Below are 25,930 nucleotides of genomic sequence, written 5' to 3' on the forward strand. Positions count from 1 at the left end.
CAGCGCGGGCGGCGGCCGGTTCGAGGGGTGGGCCGACCGCCGTCCGTTTGGCATGATCGTGGCCCCGGGACACGCGAAAGCGCAGGCAAGAGGGGGAGGTCGGCCCGGTGATCCTCACGGTCACGCTGAACACCGCTCTCGACATCACCTACCGCGTACCGTCCTTGCGGGCGGGCTCCTCCCACCGGGTCTCCGAGGTGACGGAACGCCCGGGCGGCAAGGGCGTCAACGTGGCCCGGGTACTCGCCGCCCTCGGCCACGAGGTGACCGTGACCGGCTTCTCGGGCGGCACGACGGGCCGCGTCCTGCGTGACCTGCTCACCGGGGTGCCGCACCTGACCGACGCGCTGGTCCCGATCGCCGGCACGACCCGGCGCACCGTCGCCGTCGTCGACGGGCGCTCCGGCGACACCACCCAGCTCAACGAGCCCGGCCCCACCGTGCACCACGCCGAGTGGTCGGCGTTCCAGGAGGTGTACGAGGACCTGCTGGCGTCGGCCTCGGCGGTGGCCCTGTGCGGCAGCCTGCCCCCGGGCGTCCCGGTGGGCGCGTACGCGGGCCTGCTCCGCACCGCCCGCGCGGCCGGTGTCCCGACGCTCCTGGACACCAGTGGCGCCGCGCTGCGCCGGGGGGTCGCCGGCCGTCCTGACATCCTCAAGCCCAACGCCGACGAACTGGCCGAACTCACCGGCTCCCACGAGCCGTTGCGCGCCACCCAGGACGCCCGCCGCCGAGGCGCCGGCACGGTGGTCGCCTCACTGGGCGCGCAGGGCCTCCTCGCGGTCACCCCGGACTCGCGCTGGAGCGCCGCCCCACCGGCCCGCCTCCACGGCAACCCGGCCGGCGCGGGCGACTCGGCCGTCGCGGGCCTGCTGTCCGCCCTGGTCGAGCGGCAGTCGTGGCCGGCCGCGCTGTCCCGCGCGGTGGCCCTGTCCGCGGCGACGGTCCTCTCCCCGGTGGCGGGCGAGTTCGACCGGTCCGCCTACGAGGAGCTGCTGCCCGGCGTCACGGTGACCAGGGAGTCGAACGCGGCCTAGGGGGTGTCGGCACCCCTAGGCGTTCGGCTCCTCTTCGAGCCAGAACTGGTCGAGGTTGGCGTTGCACTTGTTGCCCTCGTTGCAGACGACCTCGATGGTGTTGGTGCCGTCGCTCAGGTTGACGTTGGCCCAGGTGGTCTGCCAGCCCTTTTCGAAGTCGCCCTCGGGCGTCCCGCCGAAGTTCTTCATGTTCAGCGGGCGGGAGGCCGGCTTGCCGTTGACGACCAGCGTGGCGTCGGCGTCCACACCGGGAATGCCGTAGCGCGCGTAGAAGCGGTAGGTGTCCGCCTTGATGCCGTTGACCGTCCAGGTGACCTTGGAACCCACCGCGTTGAAGCCCGTCACGTAGACGCCGCCGTCGGCCTTCGCTCCCTTGACGTCCGAGGCGAGCGCCGCTCCCCCGTCCAGGCGGAGCGCCTTCGCGTCGATGGTGGGCAGTTCGGCCTTCTCGTCGTCCGCCCCGCCCTGGCTCGCCGACGGGCTCGGCCTGCCCTCGTCCTGGCTCTGGGTCGGGCCCGCGTCGGCCTGGTTGCCGCCCTTGTCGTCGTCGTCCCCGCCGAGCATGGCGACGCCGATGCCGATGACGACCGCGGCGACCACGGCGATCGCGCCGATGAGGAGGCCCTTGGTGTTGGGTCCGCGGCCCCGGCCGCCACCACCGTGCGACGGCTGGTGCGACTGGGTCGTGGTGGCGCCGCCCGGCAGGGTCTCCGGGGCGGCGTAGTGGGCGCTGGGCTGGCCGTAGGTGCCCTGCTGCGGAGGTGCCTGCGGGGCGGGCGCCTGCTGGCCGTACTGACGGGTTCCGACCGGCCGCACCCGGTTGACCGAGTTCGGGTAGCCGTAACCCCCGGACGGCGGCTGGGCCCCGTTGGCCTGCCCGTCGGCGTAGAGGTAGCCGAACGGGTCGTCGTCCTCGGGCGTGCTCGCGCCGTTGTTGCCGGGCGTCATCCCTTGGTGCTCCTAGCTGCGGATCGGGTGCGGTACGTGTGCGAAGAAGGCGAGCCTACCCGGTCCCCCTGAGCCGATCGGGTGGCGTCGACGGCATCAACGCACTGACCTGCGCATCATCCCGCACGTCTGTGCTGTTTGGGACGAGATCGTTTCTCGACGTACATCCGTTCGTCAGCGGACTTCAGCACTTCGTCCGCCGTCATCCCGCAGTGCGCCCATCCGATGCCGAAGCTGGCGCCGACCCGCACGGCCCGTCCCTCGGCCCGGATGGGCTGGATGATCTCGTTGCGCAGCCGCACGGCGAGGTCCTGGGCGTCCGCCCGCCCGAGCCCGTCGGCGAGGATCACGAACTCGTCGCCGCCGAGCCGGGCGACGGTGTCACCGTCCCGCACGCCGTTGCTGAGCCGGCGGGCCACCTCGATGAGCACCGCGTCACCCGCGTTGTGCCCGAACCGGTCGTTGATCGACTTGAAGCCGTCGAGGTCGCAGAAGAGCACCGCGAGCCCCTTGGCGCCGTCGTCGAACTCCGCGGCGGGCGCGACGGTGTGCACATGACGGTCGAATCCGTCGTACCCCTCGGTGTCCGGCGGGAAGTCGAAGTCGTGCCCCCGGTCGAAGACGGGCGGGCCGTAGGCGGCGTCGTGGGAGTCGAAGGACTCGTAGGGGGCCATGGACTCGACGTCGGCCGGCAGCGCGCTCTGCGGCTGCTGCCGGCACAGCCGCGAGGACAGGCGCGACCGCAGCTCGGCGGAGTTGGGCAGTCCGGTGAGCGAGTCGTGGGAGGCGCGGTGGGCGAGCTGGAGCTCGCGGCGCTTGCGCTCCTCGATGTCCTCGACGTGGGTGAGCAGGAAGCGGGGGCCGTCGGCGGCGTCGGCGACGACGGAGTTGCGCAGCGAGACCCACACGTAGGTGCCGTCGCGGCGGCCGAGGCGCAGCTCGGCCCGCCCGCCCTCGGCGGAGGTGCGCAGCAGGGTGCCGATGTCCTCGGGGTGGACGAGGTCGGAGAAGGAGTAGCGGCGCATCGCGGAGGCGGGGCGGCCCAGGAGGCGGCACAGGGCGTCGTTGGTGCGCAGGATGCGTCCGTGCTGGTCGCCGCCCATCTCGGCGATGGCCATGCCGGAGGGCGCGTACTCGAAGGCCTGCCGGAAGCTCTCCTCGCTGGCCCTGAGCGCCTGCTGGTCGCGCTCCAGGCGGACCAGGGCGCGCTGCATGTTCGCACGCAGGCGCGCGTTGCTGATCGCGATGGCGGCCTGGAAGGCGTACATCTGGAGGGCCTCGCGGCCCCAGGCGCCGGGCCGCCGGCCGTTGCGCGGGCGGTCCACGGAGAGCACGCCGACCAGTTCGCCGGAGGTGCCGCCGCCCTGCGGGCCGGGAGCGTACATGGGGGCGAAGAGCCGGTCGGAGGGGTGCCACTCGTCCTCGAAGCGGGGCGCGGGACCGTCGGTGTACCACTGCGGGACGTCGTCGTCGTCGAGGACCCAGCCCTCGGTGTGCGGTATGAAGACCAGGTCGCCCCAGCGTTCGCCCATGTTCAGGCGGCGGTCCCAGGACTCGCGGGAGCCGGCCCGTCCCGTGATGAGGGCCTCGGCGGCGGAGTTCCCGGCCAGCGCGGCGACCACGAGGTCACCGTCGGGCCGTACGAGGTTGACGGCCGCCAGCTCGTACCCGAGGGCGCCCACGACTCCGTCGGCGACCGTCTGCAACGTGTCCGCCAGACTGCGCGCCGTGTTCATGTCGGCCATCGCCTGATGCAGTTGCCGCAGCGCCGCAAGACGGACGTAGGGTTCCGACTCGGTCTCCATCCTCGCCCTCCCCCCGAGACCTCGGAGCGAATCAAGGGTTCTCTTCGGCGTATCGTCGTACCAGCTTCCCCGCCACTGAATCACAGCGCGCTGCCCACTCGGTACACAGGGTCAACAATATCTGCCCCTTGTGACTCAAGTCACAGCTAAACGTGAACAATTGCGCAGTCCCTCCGTCGTTTCCCCGTGCCTCACCGAACACGGTTTTCACGGCGGTTGGGCAGGAGATGTGCCCGGATCGGGCGTTGGTCCTAGGTCCCGGCTCGGGCCGGGGGCCGATGCGGTGCCCGTGCGGCGGAGATTAGCGTTCCCGGTGTGCTGAACACTCCCGCCGCCCCGGCCACGATCACCGTTCCGCCGCCCGCCCGGCATGCTGAGGGGGTGAGCAACGACGAGTTCCGTGCCGCCATGTCCCGCCTGGCCGCCGGCGTGGTCCTGGTGACCGCGAAGGAGCCGCCGCTGGACCCGGACGACCCGGGGGCGCCGGACGGCGAGGACGTCGGCATGACCGCGACCGCCTTCCTCTCCGTCTCCCTGGATCCCCCGCTGGTGCTGGTCAGCCTGCGTGAGGGCTCCCGCATGGACGAACTCCTCGACGAACAGCCGGTGTGGGGGGTCTCCGTCCTCTCCGAGAGCCAGCGGCACATCGCGGGCCGCTTCTCGATGAAGGGCCGCATCAGCGACCGGCTGCTGTTCGCGGACATCCCCTACCGGCGGGGCGAGTACAGCGGCGCCCCCCTGGTGGGCGGCGCGCTGGCGACCCTGGAGTGCCGCACCGAGCAGCGGGTGCCGGCCGGGGACCACACCCTGGTGATCGGCCGTGTCATGACCGCCCGCGTACCGAGCGCGGAAGGCGGCCCGCTGACGTATTTCCGGGGCCGTTACCGGCACTTGGGCTGACCGTCCCACCCCGGCCACCGACATCCCCTGTCACGAAAGGGATTTCCCCCGAGCGGCACGACACTCCGGAACGCGCCCCGAAGCGGCGCGGGCCTCCGCAACCCGCCCGCGGCAACGCCCCCAGGGGCGCGGGGAACTGCGCGACCCGCCACGACGAACCCGCAGGGACCCACCGGCCCCCCGCAGCGGTGACCCACCCGACACGCACCACGCGACCAGGCCCGGGGTCACGCCCGAGGGGGAGCCTGGGGGGTCACCCCCAGTCCCGCGCGGAGCGCCCCCGCTTCGTCTCCGACCGCTGCTTCTTCTCCCGCAACCGCCGCTCGTTGATCCCCCGCGGGATGCGCGTCGGCCGGCGCGGCTTCGGCGGCGGCGCGCTCGCCTCGGCCAGCAGAGCCGCCAGCCGCACCGCGGCGGTCTCGCGGTTGCGCCACTGCGACCGGTGCTCCGATGCGCGCACCGTCACCACCCCGTCGGTCAGCCGCCCCGCCAGCCGCTCCAGCGCCCGCTGCTTCCACACCTCGGGCAGCGCCTCGGTCCGAGCGAGGTCGAACCGCAGTTCGACCTGCGTGTCGCTGGTGTTGACGTGCTGTCCGCCGGGCCCGGACGACCTGGAGAAACGCCACATGAGCTCGGCCTCGGGCAGGGAGACGGAGCCGCGTACGACATAGGGACCGGACATGACATACAGGTTCCCGCGCCCGCACCGACCACGTCACCCGAATATCCGCAGTCGGGTAAAGAAAGTAAAGAGACCCGGAACCTCGCGCACCCCCTCCGGCGTTCAAGGTGGTAGCTGTAGCTTCATAGCCGTACGTAAACGAGGGAAGGGACTCCCAACAATGGCTGTAAGCCTGTCCAAGGGTGGCAACGTCTCGCTCACCAAGGAGGCTCCGGGCCTGACCGCCGTCACCGTGGGCCTCGGCTGGGACGTCCGCACCACCACCGGCACGGACTTCGACCTCGACGCCTCGGCGATCGCGGTCAACACGCAGGGCAAGGTCTACTCCGACGCCCACTTCGTGTTCTTCAACAACAAGCAGACCCCGGACAACACCATCGTCCACACCGGTGACAACCGCACCGGCGAGGGCGAGGGCGACGACGAGGCGATCAACGTCAACCTGGCCGCGCTCCCGGCCGACATCGACAAGATCGTCTTCCCGGTGTCGATCTACGACGCCGAGAACCGCTCGCAGAACTTCGGCCAGGTCCGCAACGCCTACATCCGCATCGTCAACCAGGCCGGCGGCGCCGAGATCGCCCGCTACGACCTGTCGGAGGACGCCGCCACCGAGACCGCCATGGTCTTCGGCGAGCTGTACCGCAACGGCGCGGAGTGGAAGTTCCGCGCCGTCGGCCAGGGCTACGCCTCCGGCCTCGTCGGCATCGCCCAGGACTTCGGTGTGAACGTCTGACGGACACCGTTCCCGCACCGGAGCCCCGCCCCCCCGCTTCCCGCGGGGCCGGGGCTCCGGCCGTGCGGCCTCCCCGCACGGCGGACACGGCCACCCCGGGCAGGACGACAGGACCCGGCTCAGGGCCGCTCCGGCCTGCCCTCCCCGTACAGCCACTCCTCCCAGATCCCCTCGAAGTCCTCACCCGGGGCGGACCTCTCCACGTACGCCGTGAAGGCGGCGGTGTCCGCGTTGCCGTGCCGGTGCTCGCGCGCCCAGCCCTTCAGCAGCGCGCCGAACGCCTCGTCACCGACCGTCTGCCGCACCTTGTGCAGCACCATCGCGCCACGCCAGTACACCGGCGTGGCGGAGATGCTCGCCGCGTCCGGCGGGTCGGCCGGCGGGAAGGCCCACAACGCCTCGTTGCTCCCCGCGTCCGGGAAGTACCCGCCGGCGTACAGCGCGTCGAACGTCTGCTGCGCGCTGCCACCGCCGTGCTCCTCCTGCCACAGCCACTGCGCGTACGTCGCGAAACCCTCGTTCAGCCACATGTCACGCCAGGTCCGCGGGGACACGGAGTTGCCGTACCACTGGTGGGCGATCTCGTGCACCAGCAGGGCCATGTCCGGTGCTCCGGGGAAGACCGGACGGTTCTGCGCCTCCAAGGCGTACCCCACGTCCTCGGGACGCTCCACGACCGCCCCGGCCGAGGAGAACGGGTACGGCCCGAAGGTCCGCTCCGCCCACTCCACCACCTCCGGCAGCCGCGCCAGCACCGCACGGCTCGCACCCGCCTGCCCGGGGTCGACAGCCGTGTACACGGGCAGCCCGCTCCCGGTCGTGGTCCGCCCGATCTCGTACCTGCCGATCGCGACGGTGGCGAGGTAGCTCGCCATCGGCTCGGCCGTGCGCCACCGGAAGGTCGTCCGGCCCTCCCTCGTCTCCTCCCCGGCCGGCTCCCCGTTCGACACCACCCGCAGCCCCTCCGGCACGGTGACCGTCACCCCGTACGTCGCCTTGTCGGAAGGGTGGTGACTGCCCGGGAACCACGCCATCGAACCGACCGGCTGCCCCAGGGCCACCGCACCGTCGGCGGTACGCAGCCAGCCCTCCTCGGAACCGTCCGGGTCGGTCACCGTCTCCGGCGCGCCGGAGTAGCGGACGACGACCCGGAAACGCGCGTCACGGTCGAGCGCCTCACGCGGCCGGACGGTCAGCTCCTGGCCGTCCCGGCTCCACCGGGCACGCGCGCCGCCGACCGTGACGGCCTCGACGTCGAGACCCTCCAGATCGAGGTTGAACGCCGTGAGGTCCCGCGTCGCGCGGGCGGTGACCGTCGCGGCACCGGTGAGGTGGCGGGCCTCCGGATCGTAGGAGAGAACGAGGTCGTAATGGAGGACGTCATAGCCCCCGTTGCCCGACCGCGGGAAGTACGGATCGCCCGCCCCGGAGCCGCCCGCACCCTCGGCACCGCTCCCCGCACCGCTCCCGCACGCCGCCAGCGACACCGCGAGCAGCACGGCGGCGACACTGCGGGGACCGGAACGGGGGCGGTAGGAGCGCACTCCCGGATCCTATGAGGGCCGGTACGCCCGGCCGTGACACCATCACCCACGTGCTCGACATCGGCTACGCCCTCTCCCACCGCTTCCCCGACCCCCCGCAGACCGACTACCGCCGCGCGGACGTCCACGCCCTGCGCCACGACCTGTTCTGCGGCGACGTCTACCTCGCCGACACCGAGACGGACCGCGAACTGTCCACAGCCTGGGGATGGGTGCCGGTCCTCGACTTCGCGTGGGCCCTGTGCGACATCGTCGAGCGCATCGACCAGGACCCGGCCGGCTCCCGCGCCTCCCGCCCCCAGTACGCGGAACTGGACTTCACCGAGTCCACCGACCGTCTCCTCTTCGAGCGCCGCTTCGGCTGGGTGGACATCGAAGCGGAATGGCTGCCCGCCTCCGAACCCCCGCTGACCTTCTCCCACTCCGCACTGCGCCGCGAGGCCCGCGACTTCCTCCACGACCTCGTCGCCGACCTCACCGACCTCCACGACGACCTCGCCGAGAACCCGGCCATCTGGACCCTCCAGGCCCGCTACCCCCGCCTGAAGTGACCCTCACCCCGCCGCTCACCCCTCCACCCTGATCCCCAACTCCCCCGCCAGCACCGGCGCCAGATCCAGCAACTGGGCCGTGCTGATCACCGCCCCCGACAGCCGGTCCACCCCCCTCGCGATCTCCAGCGAAGCGGCACCCCTCAGATCCACGTCCGACAGAGTGGCACCCGACAGGTCGACGGCCTTCAGCGCACAGTCCACGAACTCCACGCGCTCCAGCCGCGCCCCGCCGAAGTCCGGCTCGACCAGGACACACCCCTCGAAGACCACGTCCTTGAGCCGCGCCCCCCGCAGATTCAGGAAATCGATCTTCCCGCCGCGGATCAGCACCCGCTCCAGCACCGCCCCGTGCAACTGCGTCCCCCCGAGCCGCGCATCCGTCACCTCGACGTCCCGCAACGAGGCCTCCGCGAGATCGGTCCCCACCCCCCGGACCCCCGCCAGCACCGAATCCAGCACCCGCGCCCGCGACAACCGCACCCCGTCCAGCCCGCACCCCCGCAGCGCGCAGTCCATGAACCGCGCCCCGCCGCCGTCCTGCCCGGCGAAATCCTCCCCCAGGAACTCCACGCCGTCGTAATCCCCGTCCGGCTCCAGCCCACCCCCCTCGAACCGCACCGGCTCCGGCAGCCGCACCTGCGGACGCCGCGCCGCCTTCACCTGGGAACCACCCGCCGCTCGCCTCACCACGCGCCCATACTCCACCTCACCACTGACAAACCGCCCCACCTGCGAAAACGCCACGCATGTCACATCCAGGGCCCCTCGTTCCGTCTCCACGGCACAGCCGGAAGACGACCCGAACGAGGGAGACCCCAGCCATGCACCGCATCACCGTCATCGGCGGCGGCTTCGCCGGACTCACCGCCGCCATCTCCGCCGCGGAGGCGGGCGCCAAGGTCACCGTCCACGAAGCCCACCACACCCTCGGCGGCCGCGCCCGCACCGCCGAAGGCCCCTACCGCACCAACGAAGGACCCCACGCCCTCTACAACGGCGGCCCCCACTGGACCTGGCTCCGCCGACGCGGCCTCATCGGCCCGCTCGCCCCCGTACCACCCCTGGAAGCGACCCGCCTGCGCTTCCGCCACCGGAACACCCTGCGCCGCACCCCGCCACTCGCCCTGCTGAGACTCCTCCGCCACCCCGCCGGCCGGGCCCCCGTCGACACCGACTTCCACACCTGGGCCGCCCGCATCACCGGCGAGGACGGCGCACGGGCCGCCGCCCACTACGCGGCGGTCGCCCTCTTCCACCACGACCCCGGGTCGCTGTCCGCCGCCTTCGTCCAGGAACGCCTGCGCCGCGCCACCCGGATCCCCCCGGAGGCCCACTACCCGCGCGGCGGCTGGGGCGGCCTCATCGACCGCATGGCCGCCCGCGCATGGAACCTCGGCGTCCGCATCGAGACGCTCTCCCGCGTCGACACCCCGCCCACCGGCACCCCGGTCGTCGTCGCCACCTCGCTGCACTCCGCCCGCCGCCTCCTCGGCGACACTTCCCTCACCTGGCCGAGCGGCCGCACCGTCCTGATCGACCTCGCCCTACGCACCCGGCGCGGCGACGCCTTCGCCGTCTCCGACCTCGACGCACCCGGCTGGCTGGAACGCTTCACCGCCCAGGACCGCACCCTCGCCCCCGCCGGCGAACAACTCCTCCAGGGCCAGATCCCCATCGCCCCGCACGAGACCAGAGCGCACGGCACCGCCCGCGCGGAGACACTCCTCGACCTGGCCTTCCCCGACTGGCGGGAGCGGGTCACCTGGCGGCGCGAGGCCATCGCGCACGGCCGCACCGGCGCCGTCGACCCGCCCGGCACCAGCTGGCGCGACCGGCCCGCCGTCGACCGCGGCGACGGCGTCCACCTCGCCGGCGACCAGGTCGCCGCACCCGGCGTGCTCTCCGAAGTGTCCTTCAACAGCGCCCTGACGGCCGTCTCCCTCGCCCTCGGCCGCACCACGCTTGACCTCAAGCACACGTGAGGTCGCACCGTGGGAACCCGACGACGCACCGACCGACCCCCGAGGGGCTCCCCCATGCACGCCATCCGACTGCACACCTTCGGCCCGGCCGACAACCTCACCTACGAGGAAGTGGAAGACCCCAGACCCGGACCGGGACAGGTCCGCGTCACCGTCCACGCGGCCGGCGTCCACCTCCTCGACACCGCCCTGCGCGAAGGCGTGCGGGGCCCCGGCCCCGCCCCGGCCACCCTGCCGACCGTCCCCGGCCGCGAGATCGCCGGAGTCGTCGACGCACTCGGCGAAGGCACCCCCGCCGATCTGCTCGGCCGCCGCGTCGTCGCCCACCTCGGCTTCCACCCCGGCGGCTACGCCGAACTCGCCGTCACCGACACCGACCGCCTCCACGAGATCCCGCCGCACCTCGACTTCGCCCAGGCCGTCGCCATGATCGGCACCGGCCGCACAGCCATGGGCATCGTGCAGTCCGCCGAGCCCGGCCCCACCGACGTCGTCCTCGTCCCGGCCGCGGCCGGCGGCATCGGCACCCTCCTCACGCAGTACGCCAAGAACGCCGGCGCCACCGTCATCGGCCTCGCCGGCGGCCCCGCCAAGACGGCCCGCGTCCAAGCCGCCGGAGCCGACCTCGCCGTCGACTACACGCACCCGGACTGGCCCCGGCTGCTCGACACCCACCACGGCAAGATCACCCTCCTCTACGACGGCGTGGGCGGCGACATCGCCCGCACCGCGGTCACCCTCCTCGCCCCCCACGGCCGGCACATCGTCTTCGGCTGGTCCTCCCAGGGCATCACCAGCGACACCCCCTACCTCGTCGAAGGCCTCTCCACCAACGTCCTCGGCCCCGAGATGCTGCGCCGGGCCGGCGGCGCCAACCCCGTCCGCACCCTCGAACTCCGCGCCCTCGCCCAGGCCGCCGACGGCCGACTCACCCCCGCCGTCCACCGCTTCCCCCTCCGCGAGGCCGCCGCCGCCCACCGGGCCCTGCAGAACAGACACACCACCGGAAAGGTCGTCCTGGAACCCTGAAAGAACACACCCCTCCGGCCGTCCGACCGGGCTACGGTGCCGACGTGATCGACATCCCCCCGGAACTCGCCGCCGCCCAGGAGAAGTACAACAAGGAAGCCGGCCGCGCCTTCATCGCCGCCCTCCCGGGCCTCACCGCCGCCTTCCTGGACCGCTGGGACCTGCGCGTCACCGGCACAGCCATGCACGGCGTGAGCGCCCTGGTCCTCCCGGTCCACCGCGCGGACGGCACACCGGCCGTCCTGAAGCTCCAGATCCGCGACCACGAAAGCGAGGGCGAACCGACCGCCCTGCGCCTGTGGAACGGCGACGGAGCCGTCCGACTCCTCGACCACGACGAACCCACCGGCACCATGCTCCTGGAGCGCCTCGACGCCTCCCGCATGCTCGCCCACCAGCCGGACGTCCACGAAGGCGTCCTGGTCATCGCCCGCCTCCTCGCCCACCTCCACACCACCCCGGCCCCCGACGGCATGCGCCACCTCCGCGACATCGCACCGGCCATGCTCGACCGGACCACCGCCGTCCTCACCCGCATCCCCGACCCGGCCGCCCGCCGCCTCGTCGCCGACTGCGCCGCCGCCGTGCGCGAGGTCGCCGGCGAACCCGGCGACCGCCTCCTGCACTGGGACCTCCACGACGAGAACGTCCTCGCCGCCGACCGCGCCCCCTGGCTCGCCATCGACCCCAAACCCCTGGCGGGCGACCCGGGCTTCGACCTCTGGCCCGCCCTCGCCAACAACTTCGACCCCGACGACGTCCTCTGGCGCTTCGACGCCATGACCGACGTCCTCGCCCTGGACCGGACACGCGCGGCCGCGTGGACGTACGGACGGGTGCTGCAGAACTGCCTCTGGGAGACCGAGGGGGGCCGCCCCCTCGACGACCGCGACCTGGAGATCGCCCGCCGCCTGCGCGACCACCGGACATGACGCATCCAGGCCGGACGCGGTACCGCCTTGAATTCGAACGGGGACCCCTGTCGGATTCGAACCGACGAGCTAAGCAGTGCAGATCGTCGATCTTGCACGGGACACAAGCCGGCGCACTCCCCTCGGCGCGGCATCCTCAGGAACCGACGGAAGCAGGAACCACTCCGCGCGAACGCGGCGTCCCCCTGGACGACCGGACTTCACCGGTTGCTCTCCATCCACTCCTTGCAAGGCGCGGAGACATGAAGAACGACGATGTTTTGACCGGGCGCTACAGGCTGATCAGCCAGATCGGCGCCGGAGGGTTCGGGACAGTCTGGAAGGCATTCGATGAAAGAATGCGCCGCTTCATCGCCATCAAGGTGATTTCCGAGAACGCCCCCACTTCCGCGAAGATGGAGGAACGCTTCTGGAACGAGGCGATCATCACAGGCAGCCTGTCCCACCCGAACATCGTCACCATTCACGACTTCGGTGGAGAATGGCATAGCGGAGAAAATCGCTACATCACCTTCCTGGTGATGGAATTACTGGAAGGACAGCCGCTCACTCGAGTCCTGGCGACGAGGAGGCCAGGCGTAGCCGAGGCTATCAGGTGGGGCATTCAGATTGCCGCCGCCCTCGAAGCAGCCCACGAGAACGGGGTCATCCACCGCGACGTGAAACCGTCGAACATTCATGTGCTCAAGAATGGCCGACAGCTCAAGCTGCTGGACTTCGGGATCGCCAAGAGCCGCATACTGGCAGCGGATTTGACCGCAGAAGGACATTGGGTCGGCACGGAGCCATACATGGCTCCTGAGCGTTTCACCAGTAAGCGCATCGACCCCAAAACGGATCTCTACTCACTCGGATGCGTGCTCTACGAGCTGCTCACCGGAAGATCCCCCTACTTGCTCACACCTCTGGCGCCACCGAGTGCGGGGAACCCCGAGGTTCCGGGGGCCGTTGACGAGTTGCTGTCCGCACTGCTGGCGAGCGACCCTGATCAGCGTCTGGGAAGTGCCGAAGCGGCCCGCTCCGCACTGGCGGACATCGCTGCCTCGCTCGGTTGTGTCGACCTCACCGGAGCGGAGAAGGGACAGGGTGCGCCCCGGGTCCCGGCACCCGGCGCATCTGAGGCAACCCCCGCGGAGGCATCACCGATCGCCGGCTGGCACTGCCACGACGGAGGCGTCTACACCGTACGGTTCTGGGACGGGGCGACCCTCGTCAGTGGCGGTGAGGACAGCCTGATCAAAATGTGGTCCACGAACGACCGAAAGCACTTGCGCAGCCTGGTCGGGCACGCGCCCGGGTTCTGGAAGCGCGGCGTTCGAGATCTCGCTCTGAGCCGAGGTAAGGGTCTCCTGGCCAGCGCCGGATTCGATGCCACCGTACGCCTCTGGGGAATACCGGAGGGTGAAGCGGTACGTACGCTGAAGCAGGGCCCCTCTCTCTTCACCAATTACGACTCCGTCTCGTTCAGCCCCGACGGCCGGCTCATCGCCGCCGCAGCGAACGGATCATCAGGAATCAATCTGTGGGAGCAAGGCACCGGCATCCTGCTGCACCGGCTGGATCTGGGGGGCAACCGAGTCGCCTTCAGCCCTGACGGCCGATTGCTGGCCAGTAACGGCCAGGACAAGGTCGTGAGGATGTGGGACGTGGGTTCCGGCCGGCTGGTGCACAGCCTGACCAGACAGAGGAAGCCGATTCGGGACTTGGCCTTCGACTCGACCGGTCAACACCTCGCGACCGCAGGCGAGGACAAGAAAGTCCGAGTGTGGGAAACGTCGAACTGGTCGATCGTCCTGACCACCAACGAAGAACACGCCGTGAGCAAAGTACGATACAGCCCGAGTGGGCGATTCCTCGCCGTATGCGCTTCGAATCTGGCCTATTTACGGGATTCCCTGGACGGAAGACTGCTGAGCATCATCCGCGGGAACGGGTCTCCCATCGTGGACCTGGATTTCTGCCCGGACGAGAGCCTGCTGGCCACTGCGGCAGGAAACGCACTACAGCTCTGGAACATCTCCGAGGTATCCAACACCCTGCACGACGGAGGCGAGAGGACTCGGTGATCGTCCTGTCGGGCCAGGTTCCGGCAGGGCCGGACGTACAGGCGCGGGAGCGTGGGGACGCGGCCGGCGGGTGGTGCGCACCGCGTCGGCACCCGCGCGGCCCGCTCCCTACGCCGCCGGCGCATCCACTGAATGAAACGGTCCAGCTCAGGAACACCGAGCTGGACCTTTCCGGAGCCCCCTGTCGGATTCGAACCGACGACCTACGCATTACAAGTGCGTTGCTCTGGCCATCTGAGCTAAGGAGGCGTCGCGCGCGAAGGCTGGTCCACTGTACACAGTGGCGCTTTCGCCGGGCCACGCACTTGGGGGGAGTGCCCCGTCCGCTCAGTCCACCTCGTAGTCGAAGGTGTACGCCACCTTCGACTCGCCGTGCCGGTAGGTGAAGCCGCCCGTGCCGCGCAGGCCCGTCAGCTCCCCGGTGCCCGATCCCTCGACGACCTCCATGGTGCAGTGCACGGTGCCGTCACTCGTGAAGCGGCCCCGTTCCTCGAGGGAGAAGGTGCCCTCGCGGCCGTCGACGCGGCCGGTGAGGAGTTCCATGCCCGCGAAGGCGCCGGTCGTCGCGGTCAGGTAGGTGATCGAGTAGTCGCAGGTGGTGGCCTCGGCCTCGATGCCGCCCGAGAAGGCGTTGGTGACCGTGGCGTGCGCGAGCCGGGGGACGGTGTCCTCCGGGGTGACGGGCTGCTCCTTCCAGTCGGCGAAGGTGAAGTAACCGGTGACCTGGGTGGTCGGCATGGGTGTCCCTTCCGAGGTGACGGACGTGCCCGGTGGCCGTCCCTGCGTCCCCACCCTTCCCGGCGTACCTGACACCTTCTGTCAGGTACGCCGGGACAATGAGCGCCATGCGTGCCGACCGCCTCCTATCCCTGCTCCTGCTGCTGCAGAACCGCGGCCGGATGACCGCGCCCCGGCTGGCGGCCGAACTGGAGGTGTCGGTGCGCACCGTCTACCGGGACATCGAGGCGCTGGGCGCCGCAGGGGTTCCCGTACAGGCCGAACGCGGGCCCGAGGGCGGCTACCGTCTGCTGGAGGGCTACCGCACCCGGCTGACCGGGCTGACGGAGGCAGAGGCGGGTTCGCTGGTCCTGGCGGGGCTGCCGGGACCGGCCGGCGACCTGGGGCTCGGCCCCGTACTGGCGAGCGCCCAGCTGAAGATGGAGGCGGCCCTGCCGGGGGAGCCGGCCGAGCGGGCGCGGCGGGTGCGCAAGCGGTTCCATTTGGACGCGCCGGCCTGGTTCCGGGACGCCGATCCGGTGCCGTTCCTGGAGCCGATCGCGCGGGCGGTGTGGGACCGCAGGGTGCTCCGGACCCGTTACCAGCGCTGGCGCGGCGAGGTGGACCGGGAATTGGGGCCGCTGGGGCTCGTGCTGAAGGGCGGCATCTGGTACCTGGTGGCGCGGGCGGAGGACGCGGTGCGCACCTACCGGGTGTCGAGGTTCCGGACGGTGGCGGAGACGGGCGAGGAGTTCACCCGGCCCGCCGGGTTCGACCTGGCCGCCTACTGGACGGAGTCCTCCCGGCGGATGGAGGCCGCGACGCGGCAGGGCACGGCCCGGCTGCGGTTGTCGCCGCGCGGACGGAAGCTGCTGCCGATGCAGTTCGGGGCGCTGGGAGTGCGGGCGCTCGCGGACGCGGGGCCGCCGGACGCGGAGGGCTGGGTGGAGGTGGAACTGTCCGTGGAGTCGGAGTCGGTGGCGACGGGCGATCTGCTGCGGCTCGGTGTCGAGGCGGAGGTGCTCGGGCCGAGCGGGCTGCGCCGGGCCGTCGCGACGGCGGTGGCGGTACTGGCGGACCGGTACGCGGGCGATCCACCCCCTCACGAAACCGCGCCGTCACACCCGTGATCGAAAGTTTCCGCGAAATTCACGGCCCTGGAACTGCTGACAACCAGGTGAACGCCAGGTACCGTCCTGTGCCAGTTCACCCATGTGGACCTCACCACAACGGAACACCCGTCGTGGCATCACCTTCCTACTCGGATCGTCCGGCACGTTCCTGCCGGTAGAAGGGGACCATTCACCATGGCCACTGTCACGTTCGACAAGGCGACCCGGATCTACCCGGGTTCCACCAAGCCCGCCGTCGACGCCCTGGACATCGAGATCGCGGACGGCGAGTTCCTCGTCCTGGTCGGCCCGTCCGGCTGCGGCAAGTCCACCTCGCTCCGCATGCTCGCGGGGCTCGAGGACGTCAACGGCGGCGCCATCCGCATCGGCGACCGCGACGTCACCCACCTGCCGCCGAAGGACCGGGACATCGCCATGGTGTTCCAGAACTACGCGCTCTACCCGCACATGTCGGTCGCCGACAACATGGGCTTCGCGCTCAAGATCGCCGGCGTCAACAAGGCGGAGATCCGGCAGAAGGTCGAGGAGGCCGCGAAGATCCTCGACCTCACCGAGTACCTGGACCGCAAGCCGAAGGCGCTCTCCGGCGGTCAGCGCCAGCGTGTCGCCATGGGCCGCGCCATCGTGCGTGAGCCGCAGGTGTTCCTCATGGACGAGCCGCTGTCCAACCTGGACGCCAAGCTCCGTGTGTCGACCCGTACGCAGATCGCGTCGCTCCAGCGCCGTCTGGGCATCACCACCGTCTACGTCACCCACGACCAGGTCGAGGCCCTCACCATGGGCGACCGTGTCGCGGTCCTCAAGGACGGTCTGCTCCAGCAGGTCGACACCCCGCGCAACATGTACGACAAGCCCGCGAACCTCTTCGTCGCCGGCTTCATCGGCTCCCCGGCCATGAACCTGATCGAGGTCCCCGTCACCGACGGCGGTGTGAAGTTCGGCAACTCGGTGGTGCCGGTGCAGCGTGACGCGCTGTCCGCGACCAGCGACAAGACCGTCACCGTGGGCGTGCGCCCCGAGCACTTCGACGTGGCCGGCTCCGACTCCGACCTGGGTGTCGCGGTCACCGTGAACGTCGTGGAGGAGCTGGGCTCCGACGCGTTCGTGTACGGCACCGCGCAGGTCGGCGGCGAGACCAAGGACATCGTGGTCCGCGTCGGCGGCCGTGAGGTCCCGGAGAAGGGCAGCGAGCTGCACGTCGTGCCGCGCGCGGGCGAGACCCACGTGTTCTCGACGTCGACCGGCGCGCGCCTGTCCGACTGAGCGCCACCGCAGTGACGTGAAGGGCCCCGCGGAACACCGCGGGGCCCTTCACGTTGTCGACAAATACCCCGGCAAAGCACGCATTTCGAGCACGTACGTCAACACGGCGCCCGGAATCGGGAGTTCCTCGTCCCCCGTAACGGTGACGGAATGTTTCATCGCCGCTACCGGGCGCTACCCTCACTCGCGTGACGCACTCCATCAACCCTCAGACGCGACGCGGCCGGGGCCCTGCCCGCCGGATCGGCCGTTCCCTCGCCCTCGTCCTGCCCGTCGTCCTGGTGCTCTCCGGGACTCTCGCGGTCGCGGGGGTCAACTGGTCGGGGACCCCCTCGAGCCCGGTGCTCCCCGTCGCGGACACCGCCGCCTCCGGGGCCTCCTCCCGGTCGGACGCCCGCGCCCCGCACGAGGTGCTGCGCGACCGGCTGCTGGTCGAGTTGCAGGAGGAGAACCCGGGTGTGGCGCTCACCCAGCTCCAGCAGGCGGTGAACGACCGGCCGTCGCTGGCGAAGCACTGCGCCTCGATCGCCCGTTCCCTGGGCAGGGCGGCGGTCCGCGTCTACGGCCCGACCCAGGCCCAGTCCTACGCCCGCCCGGTCTGCGACACCTCCTTCGCCACGGGAGTGGTCAGGGCCGCCCGCTGACGCCCCGTCCCGCACCCGGCCGCGGCTGCCCGCCTCGCCGCGGTCACCCAGCCGCGACCGCCCGCCGTGCCGCCCTCCTCCCCGCCGAGCCACCGGCCGCGCCGCCCAACCGCCCTGCCGCGGGCCATCGCGCCTCCCCAGCGCCCTGAGGGCCCGGCAGGTGCCCCCGGGGCGGCACGGGCGGGCGGGTGGGGGCAGCTCCCGCTCGACCGGGCCCGAGAGTGGGGGAGGCATCCAGTGAGCCCCGGGCTGCGCGAGACCCCCCGCCCGCCTCGGCACACGGCACCTGCCAGGCACCGGCAACACCCCGGCAACCCGCAGCCCGGCGCCGCGTAAAGTTCCGGTCATGACCGACCCGCGTGCCGTCTCCCGCCCCGTTCAAGCCGTCATCCTGGCCGGCGGCCAGGGCTCCCGGCTCCGCCCGTACACCGACGACCGGCCCAAGCCGATGGTCGAGATCCCCGGCACGGGAACCCCGATCATCGGCCATCAGCTCACCTGGCTCGCCGAGGAGGGCGTCACCGACGTCGTCGTCTCCTGCGGCCACCTCGCCGAGGTGCTGCAGAAGTGGCTGGAGACCACCGAGCTGCCCGTCTCCGTCACCACCGTCGTCGAGACGGAGCCCCTCGGCCGCGGCGGCGGCCTGAAGTACGCGGCCGCCCACCTCCCCCACCCGGACCGGCCCTGGTACGCCACGAACGGCGACATCTGGACCCGGTTCTCGCTGCGCGACATGGCCGACTTCCACACCGAGCGGGACGCCGTGGCGACCCTCGCCCTGGCCCGCCCGCGCATCCCGTGGGGCGCGGTGCGCACCGACGGCTTCGGTCACATCACCGACTTCATCGAGGCCCCGCCGTCGACGTTCGAGATCAACGCGGGTGTGTACGTGTTCTCCGCCGGGTTCGCCGATCTGCTCCCGGAGCGCGGCGACCACGAGCGCACCACGTTCCCGCGTCTCGCGCGCGAGCGCAGTCTCGCCGGGTTCCCCATCCCCCAGGGCTCCTACTGGCGGGCGATCGACACCGCGAAGGACCTGACGGAGGCGGCGAAGGAACTGGCGGCCCAGGTCCGCTGACCACCGGCCTGGCGGAGCGCGCCGGCCGGCCCTCGCGGGCGACGTCGGACGACGAAGGGGTCCCGCACGGTGCCTCCGTGCGGGACCCCTTCGTCGTACGCGCCCGAGGGTGCCGGGGTGTCAGCCCAGGAGGCCGCCCACCAGGCCGGGCCGCCTGGAGGAGTCGCCGTCGTCGCCGCTCGGGGCGCCGCCGCCGCTGCCTCCGGAGCCGTCGCCGCCGCCCGAGGTCGGGCCGGACGTGGTGCTCGGGGCCTGGTCGGCCGGGGAGGACTGCTGCGGCGGGGCCTCACCGCTGCTGCCCTGGCTCTGGCTGGGCGCGCCGGTGGCGGCACCGGCGCCCTGGGTCGCGCCGGGGCTGGTGGTGCCGGCGGACGGGCTCGCGGAGCCCGTGGCGCCCCGGGTGGGCGAGGTGGAGGCGGACGGGGTCCGCTCCTCCTCCCGGCGCTCGCCGGAGTCCTCCGGCAGCGGCGATCCCGGGAGTTCGTTGCGCGGGGCCTCGCCGGGGCCGGGGACGACGACCCGGTCGGCGTCGCGGACCGCTCCGCCGAGGAGGGAGCCGACGAGCATGGTCAGCCCGCAGACCATGAAGGTGATGAGGACGCCGCGCCGCAGGACGTAGCTCCGCAGGTCCCAGATGTCCGCGCGGGGGCCGAGCCGGCGCCAGGCCCCGCCCGCGAGGCGGCCGTCGACGGAGTAGACGGGGGCGCCCGCGATGATGAGCGGCGACCAGGCGGCGAGGTAGATGATGTCGGGCGTCTCGTAGACGGGGACGCTCTTCCAGCTGACGGTGACGAGCAGCGCCGCCGAGAGTGTCGCCCCGACGACGGCGGCCAGGCGCTGCCAGCAGCCGAGGACGGTGAGGACACCGACGACGATCTGGGCGAAGGCGATGGCGAGCCCGGAGCCGATGGGGTGCTCGAGGGCGAACTGGCGCAGTGGCTCGGCGACTTCCCAGGGGTGCAGGGTGTGCAGCCACTTGACCATGGAGCCGCGTCTGCCGCCCTCGAAGTAGAGGGGGTCGCAGAGTTTGCTCATCCCGGCGTAGACGGAGATGCCGCCGAGGAAGACGCGCAGCGGGAGGAGGACGACGCCGAGGTTCATCCGGCGGCCGGGGTAGTAGGCGTGCCGGGCGGTGGCCGGGTCGTCGCCGTGTCGCCTGGCGCGGCGGCCGGCGGGCGCGAACGCGTCGTCGTGGTCGGGTTCGTCGTAGTCCGGGTGGCCGTCGTGGGGGTGGTCGTAGGCGGGTTCGTCGTAGGCGCTGCCGACCTGGCGCATCGGGGGCAGCAGGGGCCCGTCGCCGTGGCGGCGCTGGGCGCCGACGAACGGGATCTCGATGGGCTGGGTGTCGGGGCCGTCGTCGTGGTCGTACCCGGTGCCTGTGTGGGGCAGGACCCGGGTGGCTCCGGAGTCGGTGAACAGGTCGTCGGCGTGGCGGACGCCTTCGTGCTGCCGCACGGCCTGGAGCAGCCGGTGGGCGCCGGTGTCGTCGGGGGCGGACCGGCCGCTCCAGACGACGGGGCGGCGGCGGGCGGCGGGCTGCCCCGTCGCGCCCATGGTGGTGACGACGGGGATGCGGGTGGTGTCCTCGACGGCACTCGCGTACCGGACGATCCGCGGCGAGGGGGCGCGCCGCGCCGAGACGCCCAGCTGCACGCGGAAGCTGGCGTGATTGACGATGACCTGCGCCGGATCGCTCGGCACCTTCACCATGCTCAGCGCGGGAGCGTCGTCGAGGCCGGACGAGCGGTCCCCCGTGGGTGTGCGGGGTGTTCTGGTGTCCACACTCATCTAACCGAGTGACATGGCGTTAGGACACTGCCTTGACCGCCCGGATGTGTCCGGACCGCGTCAAGCTCGCCCGCACCACCCGGAATCCCCCATCCGGGTGACAAATCCGCACACCCGTTCCCCCGCCTCGCGGTGTGCGCTCAGCCCCGTCGGCGGGCCGCCTCGTACAGCACGATCCCGGCCGCCACACCGGCGTTGAGCGACTCCGCGCCGCCCGGCATCGGGATCCGCACGCGGACGTCGCAGGTCTCGCCGACCAGCCGGGAGAGACCCTTGCCCTCGCTGCCGACCACGATGACGACCGGGCCGTCCAGCGCGGCCAGCGCGCCGACTTCGGCCTCGCCGTCGGCGGCCAGGCCGACGACCGCGATCCCGGCCTTCTTGTACGCCTCCAGCGCACGCGTCAGATTGGTGGCGCGGGCGACGGGCGTACGGGCGGCCGCACCGGCGGACGTCTTCCAGGCACCGGCGGTCATCCCGGCGGCCCGCCGCTCGGGCACGACGACGCCGTGGCCGCCGAAGGCGGAGACGGACCGGACGACCGCGCCGAGGTTGCGCGGGTCGGTGACCCCGTCGAGGGCGACGATCAGCGGGTCCTGCCCCTCGTCGTGGGCGTTCGCGACGAGGTCCTCGGGGTGCGCGTACTCGTATGGCGGGACCTGGAGGACCAGACCCTGGTGGTTCAGGCCGTTGGTCATGCGGTCGAGCTCGGGGCGGGGGGCCTCCATGAGGTTGATGCCGCCGCGCTCGGCCACGAGCTGGAGCGCCTCGCGCACCCGCTCGTCGTTGTCGATGAACTGCTGCACGTACAGGGTGGACGCGGGAACGCCCTCGCGCAGCGCCTCGACGACCGGGTTGCGGCCGACGACGAGCTCGGAGGTTGAGCGGCCCCCGCCGCGTCGCTGCGGGGCGCGGCCGGTGGCGCGGCGCGCCTTGGCCTGGGCGGCGCGCTGCTTGGCGTGCCCCTTGCGCATCTCGGCGGGCGGCGTCGGCCCCTTGCCTTCGAGGCCCCGGCGTCGCTGGCCGCCACTGCCGACCTGCGCGCCCTTCTTGCCGGACATGCGGCGGTTGTTCGCGGCCATGAGGTATCCGTCTTTCGTCGAATCGTGGGTGGTGCGTATGTGCGTACGTCTGTGAAGTGTGCCGCCCGGAGGCCCGGACGGCACAATCGATCTTCGGACGCCGAGGCCGGCGGTGCCCGGTCCTCAGCGCGGGCCGAGGCTCCAGCGCGGCCCCTGCGGGCCGTCCTCGATCACCAGGCCGGACTGGCCGAGCTGGTCACGGATGGCGTCCGCGGTGGGCCAGTCCTTGCGGGCCCGGGCGGCCTCGCGCTGGTCGAGGACCATGCGGACCAGCGTGTCGACCACGCCGTGGAGGTCCTGGCCGCGGTCGCTCTCGCCGGCCCACGGGGCGTCCAGCGGGTCGAGGCCGAGCACCCCGAGCATGGCGCGCACCTCGGCGAGCCGGGCGACGGCCGCTTCCTTGTCGTCGGCGGCCAGCGCGCTGTTGCCCTGGCGGACGGTGGTGTGCACGACGGCGAGCGCCTGCGGGACGCCCAGGTCGTCGTCCATCGCCTCGGCGAACGCGGGCGGCACCTCGCCGGAGGGCTCGACCACTCCCCCGGCCTTCTCCACCACGCGCTGCACGAAGCCCTCGATCCGCGCGAACGCGGACTCCGCCTCGCGCAGGGCCTCCTCGCTGTACTCGATCATCGACCGGTAGTGCGGGGTGCCGAGGTAGTAGCGCAGCACGATGGGCCGCCAGTGCTTGACCATCTCGCTGACGAGCACCGAGTTGCCGAGCGACTTCGACATCTTCTCGCCGCTCATGGTGACCCAGGCGTTGTGCACCCAGTAGCGGGCGAACTCGTCGCCGTAGGCCTTGGCCTGGGCGATCTCGTTCTCGTGGTGCGGGAAGATCAGGTCGAGGCCGCCGCCGTGGATGTCGAAGGCGCTGCCGAGGTACTTGTGCGCCATGGCCGAGCACTCCAGGTGCCAGCCGGGGCGTCCGCGGCCCCACGGCGTCTCCCAGCTCGGCTCGCCGGGCTTGGCGCTCTTCCACATCGCGAAGTCGCGCGGGTCCCGCTTGCCGGTCTCGCCCTCGCCCGACGGCTGGAGCAGGTTGTCGAGCTCCTGGTTGGACAGCCTCAGGTACTCGGGGTACGAGGTGACGGCGAAGTACACGTTGCCGTCGGCCTCGTAGGCGTGTCCGCGCTCGATGAGGCCGCGCATCATCTCGACCATCTCGGTGATGTGGCCGGTCGCGCGGGGCTCGTAGGTGGGCGGCAGGCAGCCGAGGGCCCGGTAGCCGTCGGTGAAGGCGCGCTCGTTCTCGTAGCCGATGGACCACCAGGGGCGGCCCTGCTCGGCGGACTTGGCGATGATCTTGTCGTCGATGTCGGTGACGTTCCGGACGAACGTCACCTCCAGGCCGCGGTACTCCAGCCAGCGGCGCATGATGTCGAAGTTCAGCCCCGAGCGGATGTGCCCGATGTGGGGTGCCGCCTGCACGGTGGCACCACACAGGTAGATCGAGACGCGACCCGGCTGGAGCGGGGTGAAGTCACGGATCTGCCGGGCGCTGGTGTCGTACAGGCGAATAGTCACGGGACCAGGGTAGTAGGCGCGGACGCGTGCGGTGCGCCTGCGGCGGTTTCGACGGCGTATGTCAGGCGCGGGCCCGGTGCGGGCCGCTCACACCGCCGCACCGGAGCCGCGTGCCGGCACGGTCCCGCGCCCCCGTGAGGTGGGTCCGGTCACCCCTCGCGTACGACGGGGTCACCCCTCGTGCACGACGAGCGCCGTCGCCACCGCCATGAGGCCCTCGTCCCTGCCCGGGAAGCCGAGGCCGTCGGTGGTGGCGCCCGAGACGGAGACCGGGGCGCCCGCCGCCTCCGTCAGGATCTTCTGGGCCTCTTCCCTGCGTTTGCCGATCTTCGGGCGGGGGCCGACGACCTGTACGGCGATGTTGCCGATGCGGAAGCCGGCCGCGCGGACGATGCGGGCGGCCTCGGTCAGCAGGGTGACGCCCGACGCGCCGGACCACTCGGGGCGGCCGGTGCCGAAGTGCTGTCCCAGGTCGCCGAGGCCGGCGGCGGAGAAGAGGGCGTTGCAGGCGGCGTGGGCGACGACGTCCGCGTCGGAGTGGCCGGCCAGGCCGGGCCCCTGGTCCTCCCACTTCAGGCCGGCGCACCACAGGTCGCGGCCGTCCTCGAAGGCGTGGATGTCGGTGCCGATGCCGACCCGGGGCAGGGGGTGGGGCTCAGAAGCCATCGTTGAGCCTCCTGCGGGCGAGGACCGCCTCGGCGAGGACGAGGTCGAGGGGGCGGGTGACCTTGAAGGCCTCCTCGTGTCCGGGGACGGTGACGACGGTGAGGCCGAGCTGTTCGACCATGCTCGCGTCGTCGGTGACGTCGTCCTTCACCGTCTCGTGCGCGCGCACGAGGGTGGCCCGGTCGAAGCCCTGCGGTGTCTGCACCGCCCGCAGCAGGGACCGGTCGGGGGTGGCGACCACGGGTTCCGGCTCGCCGGGGCCGGGGGCGGGTGCGACCTGCTTGACGGTGTCGGCGAGGGGCAGCGCCGGGACGACGGCGGGCGCGCCGTCGCGGACGGCCTCGACGACGGCGTCGACGGTGTCCACGGGGACGAGGGGGCGGGCCGCGTCGTGCACGAGCACGATGTCGTAGCCGGGCGGCAGCGCGTCCAGGCCGAGCTTCACGGACTCCTGGCGGCTGTCGCCGCCGGGGACGACGACGAAGTCGGTGCGCTCGGGCAGGGCGTGCGCGTCGAGCAGCGTCCTGACCTCGGCGGCGCCGTCGGGCGGGGCCACGACGACGACCAGGGAGACGGCACGTGAGTCGGCCATGGCGCGGATCGCGTGGATGAGCATGGGCGTGCCGCCGAGGGCGCGCAGCGCCTTGGGGGCGCCGGGGCCGAGGCGCACACCGCGGCCGGCGGCCGGGATCACGGCCGCCGTACGGGTGGCCGTGCGGCCGGGCGCGGGGGTCGGGGACGGCGGGGGGAGCGGATCGGCAGACATCGGTTCCTGTCAGGTTTGTGTGCTCGGCCTACGTGGGTATGGCCTGGGCGTACCCCCTGCTCCCGGAGCGGGGGGAGTGCCGGGCGTGCGCCTTGACCAGCCCCTTCCGTGACTCTGGTCGAGTCGACCGCCCGGGCCCGGCACGCCGGGGGTGGGGGCGTGAGTGACGACACCTACCTCACCACGGCGCAGGAGCAGCGTACGTACGGTGTCCGGGTACGAAGATGCCGCAGCGCCCGGCGACAGTCATGACGTCATCGGGCACCGCGGCATTTCGGTGTGCTGAGTGTGGGCTGCTGCGCTGTGCCGAGCGAGCGAAGCCGTGACTCAGAAGGCCGGCCTCAGGAGGCGAGCACCTCGTCGAGCAGGGCCTCGGCCTTGTCCTCGTTGGTGTTCTCAGCGAGGGCGAGTTCGCTGACCAGAATCTGACGCGCCTTGGCGAGCATGCGCTTCTCACCGGCGGAGAGTCCACGCTCGCGCTCACGACGCCACAGGTCACGCACGACTTCCGCGACCTTGATGACATCGCCCGAGGCGAGCTTCTCGAGATTTGCCTTGTAGCGACGGGACCAGTTCGTGGGCTCCTCGGCATACGGTGCGCGCAGCACCTCGAAGACCCGGTCCAGCCCGTCCTGACCGACCACATCACGCACGCCGACGAACTCCGCATTGTCCGCTGGCACACGTACCGTCAGGTCACCCTGGGCGACCTTCAGCACCAAGTAGGTCTTGTCCACGCCTTTGATCTGGCGAGTTTCGATAGCCTCGATCAGCGCGGCCCCGTGATGGGGATAGACCACGGTGTCGCCAACCTTGAACGTCATGTGACAGGTACCCCTTCCGTGGCTATCCAGGGTAACACGGATACGGCATCTTCTGAATGGCGTTTTCGCAGGTCAGGGCCATTCTCGGGGCTTGACAACCGCAACAGGAACGTGCTTCGGACGCCTACCGGAAGCAGGTATTCGCAGGTCGGAGCGGCTCTTCGGCGCGAGCGAATCGGACACGTCACACGCCCCCGAACCCCCGCCCGGACGGCCGAACGTCCACATAT

At 71.8% G+C, this 25,930-nt stretch carries 24 protein-coding genes and 1 tRNA gene; 12 read left to right on the top strand and 13 right to left on the bottom strand.

The window, feature by feature from the left end:
* The first annotated feature begins 107 nt into the window (after positions 1-107).
* Positions 108-1,037: a 1-phosphofructokinase family hexose kinase gene (locus ACZ6A9_RS30220; protein WP_468991939.1), complete on the top strand. Its 930-nt coding sequence runs from the start codon at positions 108-110 to the stop codon at positions 1,035-1,037.
* A 15-nt stretch (positions 1,038-1,052) separates the two neighbouring features.
* Here ACZ6A9_RS30220 and ACZ6A9_RS30225 read toward each other — a convergent pair whose 3' ends face one another.
* Positions 1,053-1,985 carry a carbohydrate-binding protein gene (locus tag ACZ6A9_RS30225; protein ID WP_468991944.1) on the bottom strand — a complete coding sequence of 311 codons (933 nt, stop codon included), beginning with the start codon at positions 1,983-1,985 and terminating at the stop codon, positions 1,053-1,055.
* Positions 1,986-2,101: 116 nt separating this feature from the next.
* On the bottom strand, positions 2,102-3,790 hold the full coding sequence (cdgB, locus tag ACZ6A9_RS30230) for a diguanylate cyclase CdgB (protein ID WP_468991947.1): 1,689 nt from the start codon (positions 3,788-3,790) through the stop codon (positions 2,102-2,104).
* 315 nt (positions 3,791-4,105) lie between these two features.
* Between cdgB and ACZ6A9_RS30235 the strand changes: the two genes are divergently transcribed.
* Positions 4,106-4,690, top strand: coding sequence for a flavin reductase family protein (locus ACZ6A9_RS30235; protein WP_468991950.1), 585 nt, complete (start codon positions 4,106-4,108; stop codon positions 4,688-4,690).
* 253 nt (positions 4,691-4,943) lie between these two features.
* On the opposite strand, the gene arfB is transcribed toward ACZ6A9_RS30235, so the two are convergent.
* Positions 4,944-5,372: an alternative ribosome rescue aminoacyl-tRNA hydrolase ArfB gene (arfB, locus tag ACZ6A9_RS30240; RefSeq protein ID WP_468991955.1), complete on the bottom strand. Its 429-nt coding sequence runs from the start codon at positions 5,370-5,372 to the stop codon at positions 4,944-4,946.
* 160 nt (positions 5,373-5,532) lie between these two features.
* Between arfB and ACZ6A9_RS30245 the strand changes: the two genes are divergently transcribed.
* Positions 5,533-6,108 (top strand): TerD family protein, encoded by a 576-nt coding sequence (locus tag ACZ6A9_RS30245; protein WP_048459028.1) that lies wholly within the window; start codon positions 5,533-5,535, stop codon positions 6,106-6,108.
* 119 nt (positions 6,109-6,227) lie between these two features.
* Here the strand turns inward: ACZ6A9_RS30245 and ACZ6A9_RS30250 are convergent, their stop codons facing one another.
* Entirely contained in the window at positions 6,228-7,652 is a 1,425-nt protein-coding gene (locus ACZ6A9_RS30250) for a M1 family metallopeptidase (protein WP_468991959.1), read from the bottom strand.
* 50 nt (positions 7,653-7,702) lie between these two features.
* On the opposite strand from ACZ6A9_RS30250, the gene ACZ6A9_RS30255 reads away from it, so the two are divergent.
* Positions 7,703-8,203: a hypothetical protein gene (locus ACZ6A9_RS30255; RefSeq protein WP_228969824.1), complete on the top strand. Its 501-nt coding sequence runs from the start codon at positions 7,703-7,705 to the stop codon at positions 8,201-8,203.
* A 15-nt stretch (positions 8,204-8,218) separates the two neighbouring features.
* Here the strand turns inward: ACZ6A9_RS30255 and ACZ6A9_RS30260 are convergent, their stop codons facing one another.
* Positions 8,219-8,896, bottom strand: a complete 678-nt coding sequence (locus ACZ6A9_RS30260) for a pentapeptide repeat-containing protein (RefSeq protein ID WP_468991963.1) — start codon at positions 8,894-8,896, stop codon at positions 8,219-8,221.
* Between the two features lie 131 nt (positions 8,897-9,027).
* Here ACZ6A9_RS30260 and ACZ6A9_RS30265 point away from each other — a divergent pair, with 131 nt between their 5' ends.
* The 4 genes from ACZ6A9_RS30265 to ACZ6A9_RS30280 all read left to right on the top strand — a co-directional run bounded on the left by ACZ6A9_RS30265 (position 9,028) and on the right by ACZ6A9_RS30280 (position 14,215).
* Positions 9,028-10,188, top strand: a complete 1,161-nt coding sequence (locus ACZ6A9_RS30265; protein WP_468991965.1) for an NAD(P)-binding protein — start codon at positions 9,028-9,030, stop codon at positions 10,186-10,188.
* Between the two features lie 54 nt (positions 10,189-10,242).
* Positions 10,243-11,217: a zinc-binding dehydrogenase gene (locus tag ACZ6A9_RS30270; protein ID WP_468991970.1), complete on the top strand. Its 975-nt coding sequence runs from the start codon at positions 10,243-10,245 to the stop codon at positions 11,215-11,217.
* Positions 11,218-11,261: 44 nt separating this feature from the next.
* Positions 11,262-12,149 (top strand): aminoglycoside phosphotransferase family protein, encoded by an 888-nt coding sequence (locus tag ACZ6A9_RS30275; RefSeq protein WP_468991974.1) that lies wholly within the window; start codon positions 11,262-11,264, stop codon positions 12,147-12,149.
* A 242-nt stretch (positions 12,150-12,391) separates the two neighbouring features.
* On the top strand, positions 12,392-14,215 hold the full coding sequence (locus ACZ6A9_RS30280; RefSeq protein WP_468991978.1) for a WD40 repeat domain-containing serine/threonine protein kinase: 1,824 nt from the start codon (positions 12,392-12,394) through the stop codon (positions 14,213-14,215).
* Positions 14,216-14,390: 175 nt separating this feature from the next.
* On the opposite strand, the gene ACZ6A9_RS30285 is transcribed toward ACZ6A9_RS30280, so the two are convergent.
* Together ACZ6A9_RS30285 and ACZ6A9_RS30290 are read right to left on the bottom strand one after the other, a co-directional pair.
* Positions 14,391-14,464 (bottom strand) — tRNA-Thr (locus tag ACZ6A9_RS30285).
* Positions 14,465-14,542: 78 nt separating this feature from the next.
* Positions 14,543-14,953 carry a DUF3224 domain-containing protein gene (locus ACZ6A9_RS30290; protein WP_468991981.1) on the bottom strand — a complete coding sequence of 137 codons (411 nt, stop codon included), beginning with the start codon at positions 14,951-14,953 and terminating at the stop codon, positions 14,543-14,545.
* Positions 14,954-15,060: 107 nt separating this feature from the next.
* Between ACZ6A9_RS30290 and ACZ6A9_RS30295 the strand changes: the two genes are divergently transcribed.
* From ACZ6A9_RS30295 to ACZ6A9_RS30310, 4 genes are all read left to right on the top strand, one after another.
* Positions 15,061-16,062 (top strand): helix-turn-helix transcriptional regulator, encoded by a 1,002-nt coding sequence (locus ACZ6A9_RS30295; protein ID WP_468991986.1) that lies wholly within the window; start codon positions 15,061-15,063, stop codon positions 16,060-16,062.
* 177 nt (positions 16,063-16,239) lie between these two features.
* Positions 16,240-17,328, top strand: coding sequence for a sn-glycerol-3-phosphate ABC transporter ATP-binding protein UgpC (locus tag ACZ6A9_RS30300; RefSeq protein WP_228969818.1), 1,089 nt, complete (start codon positions 16,240-16,242; stop codon positions 17,326-17,328).
* Between the two features lie 188 nt (positions 17,329-17,516).
* Positions 17,517-17,972, top strand: coding sequence for a hypothetical protein (locus ACZ6A9_RS30305; protein ID WP_468991992.1), 456 nt, complete (start codon positions 17,517-17,519; stop codon positions 17,970-17,972).
* A 346-nt stretch (positions 17,973-18,318) separates the two neighbouring features.
* Positions 18,319-19,050, top strand: coding sequence for a nucleotidyltransferase family protein (locus ACZ6A9_RS30310; protein ID WP_468991995.1), 732 nt, complete (start codon positions 18,319-18,321; stop codon positions 19,048-19,050).
* A 120-nt stretch (positions 19,051-19,170) separates the two neighbouring features.
* Here the strand turns inward: ACZ6A9_RS30310 and ACZ6A9_RS30315 are convergent, their stop codons facing one another.
* From ACZ6A9_RS30315 to ACZ6A9_RS30340, 6 genes are all read right to left on the bottom strand, one after another.
* Positions 19,171-20,838 carry a DoxX family protein gene (locus ACZ6A9_RS30315; RefSeq protein ID WP_468991998.1) on the bottom strand — a complete coding sequence of 556 codons (1,668 nt, stop codon included), beginning with the start codon at positions 20,836-20,838 and terminating at the stop codon, positions 19,171-19,173.
* A 140-nt stretch (positions 20,839-20,978) separates the two neighbouring features.
* Positions 20,979-21,920 carry a 23S rRNA (guanosine(2251)-2'-O)-methyltransferase RlmB gene (gene rlmB, locus ACZ6A9_RS30320; RefSeq protein ID WP_468992002.1) on the bottom strand — a complete coding sequence of 314 codons (942 nt, stop codon included), beginning with the start codon at positions 21,918-21,920 and terminating at the stop codon, positions 20,979-20,981.
* Between the two features lie 123 nt (positions 21,921-22,043).
* A complete protein-coding gene (gene cysS, locus ACZ6A9_RS30325; protein WP_468992007.1) occupies positions 22,044-23,444 on the bottom strand; it encodes a cysteine--tRNA ligase in 1,401 nt (466 codons plus the stop codon).
* Positions 23,445-23,615: 171 nt separating this feature from the next.
* Positions 23,616-24,110, bottom strand: coding sequence for a 2-C-methyl-D-erythritol 2,4-cyclodiphosphate synthase (gene ispF / locus ACZ6A9_RS30330; RefSeq protein WP_468992010.1), 495 nt, complete (start codon positions 24,108-24,110; stop codon positions 23,616-23,618).
* Positions 24,100-24,876, bottom strand: coding sequence for a 2-C-methyl-D-erythritol 4-phosphate cytidylyltransferase (gene ispD / locus ACZ6A9_RS30335; RefSeq protein WP_468992013.1), 777 nt, complete (start codon positions 24,874-24,876; stop codon positions 24,100-24,102). The genes ispF and ispD overlap by 11 nt, the downstream gene beginning before the upstream one ends.
* Positions 24,877-25,217: 341 nt before the next feature.
* Positions 25,218-25,700 carry a CarD family transcriptional regulator gene (locus ACZ6A9_RS30340; protein ID WP_003953493.1) on the bottom strand — a complete coding sequence of 161 codons (483 nt, stop codon included), beginning with the start codon at positions 25,698-25,700 and terminating at the stop codon, positions 25,218-25,220.
* Positions 25,701-25,930: the final 230 nt, after the last annotated feature.

Source organism: Streptomyces sp. NPDC041124 (genome assembly GCF_055592385.1).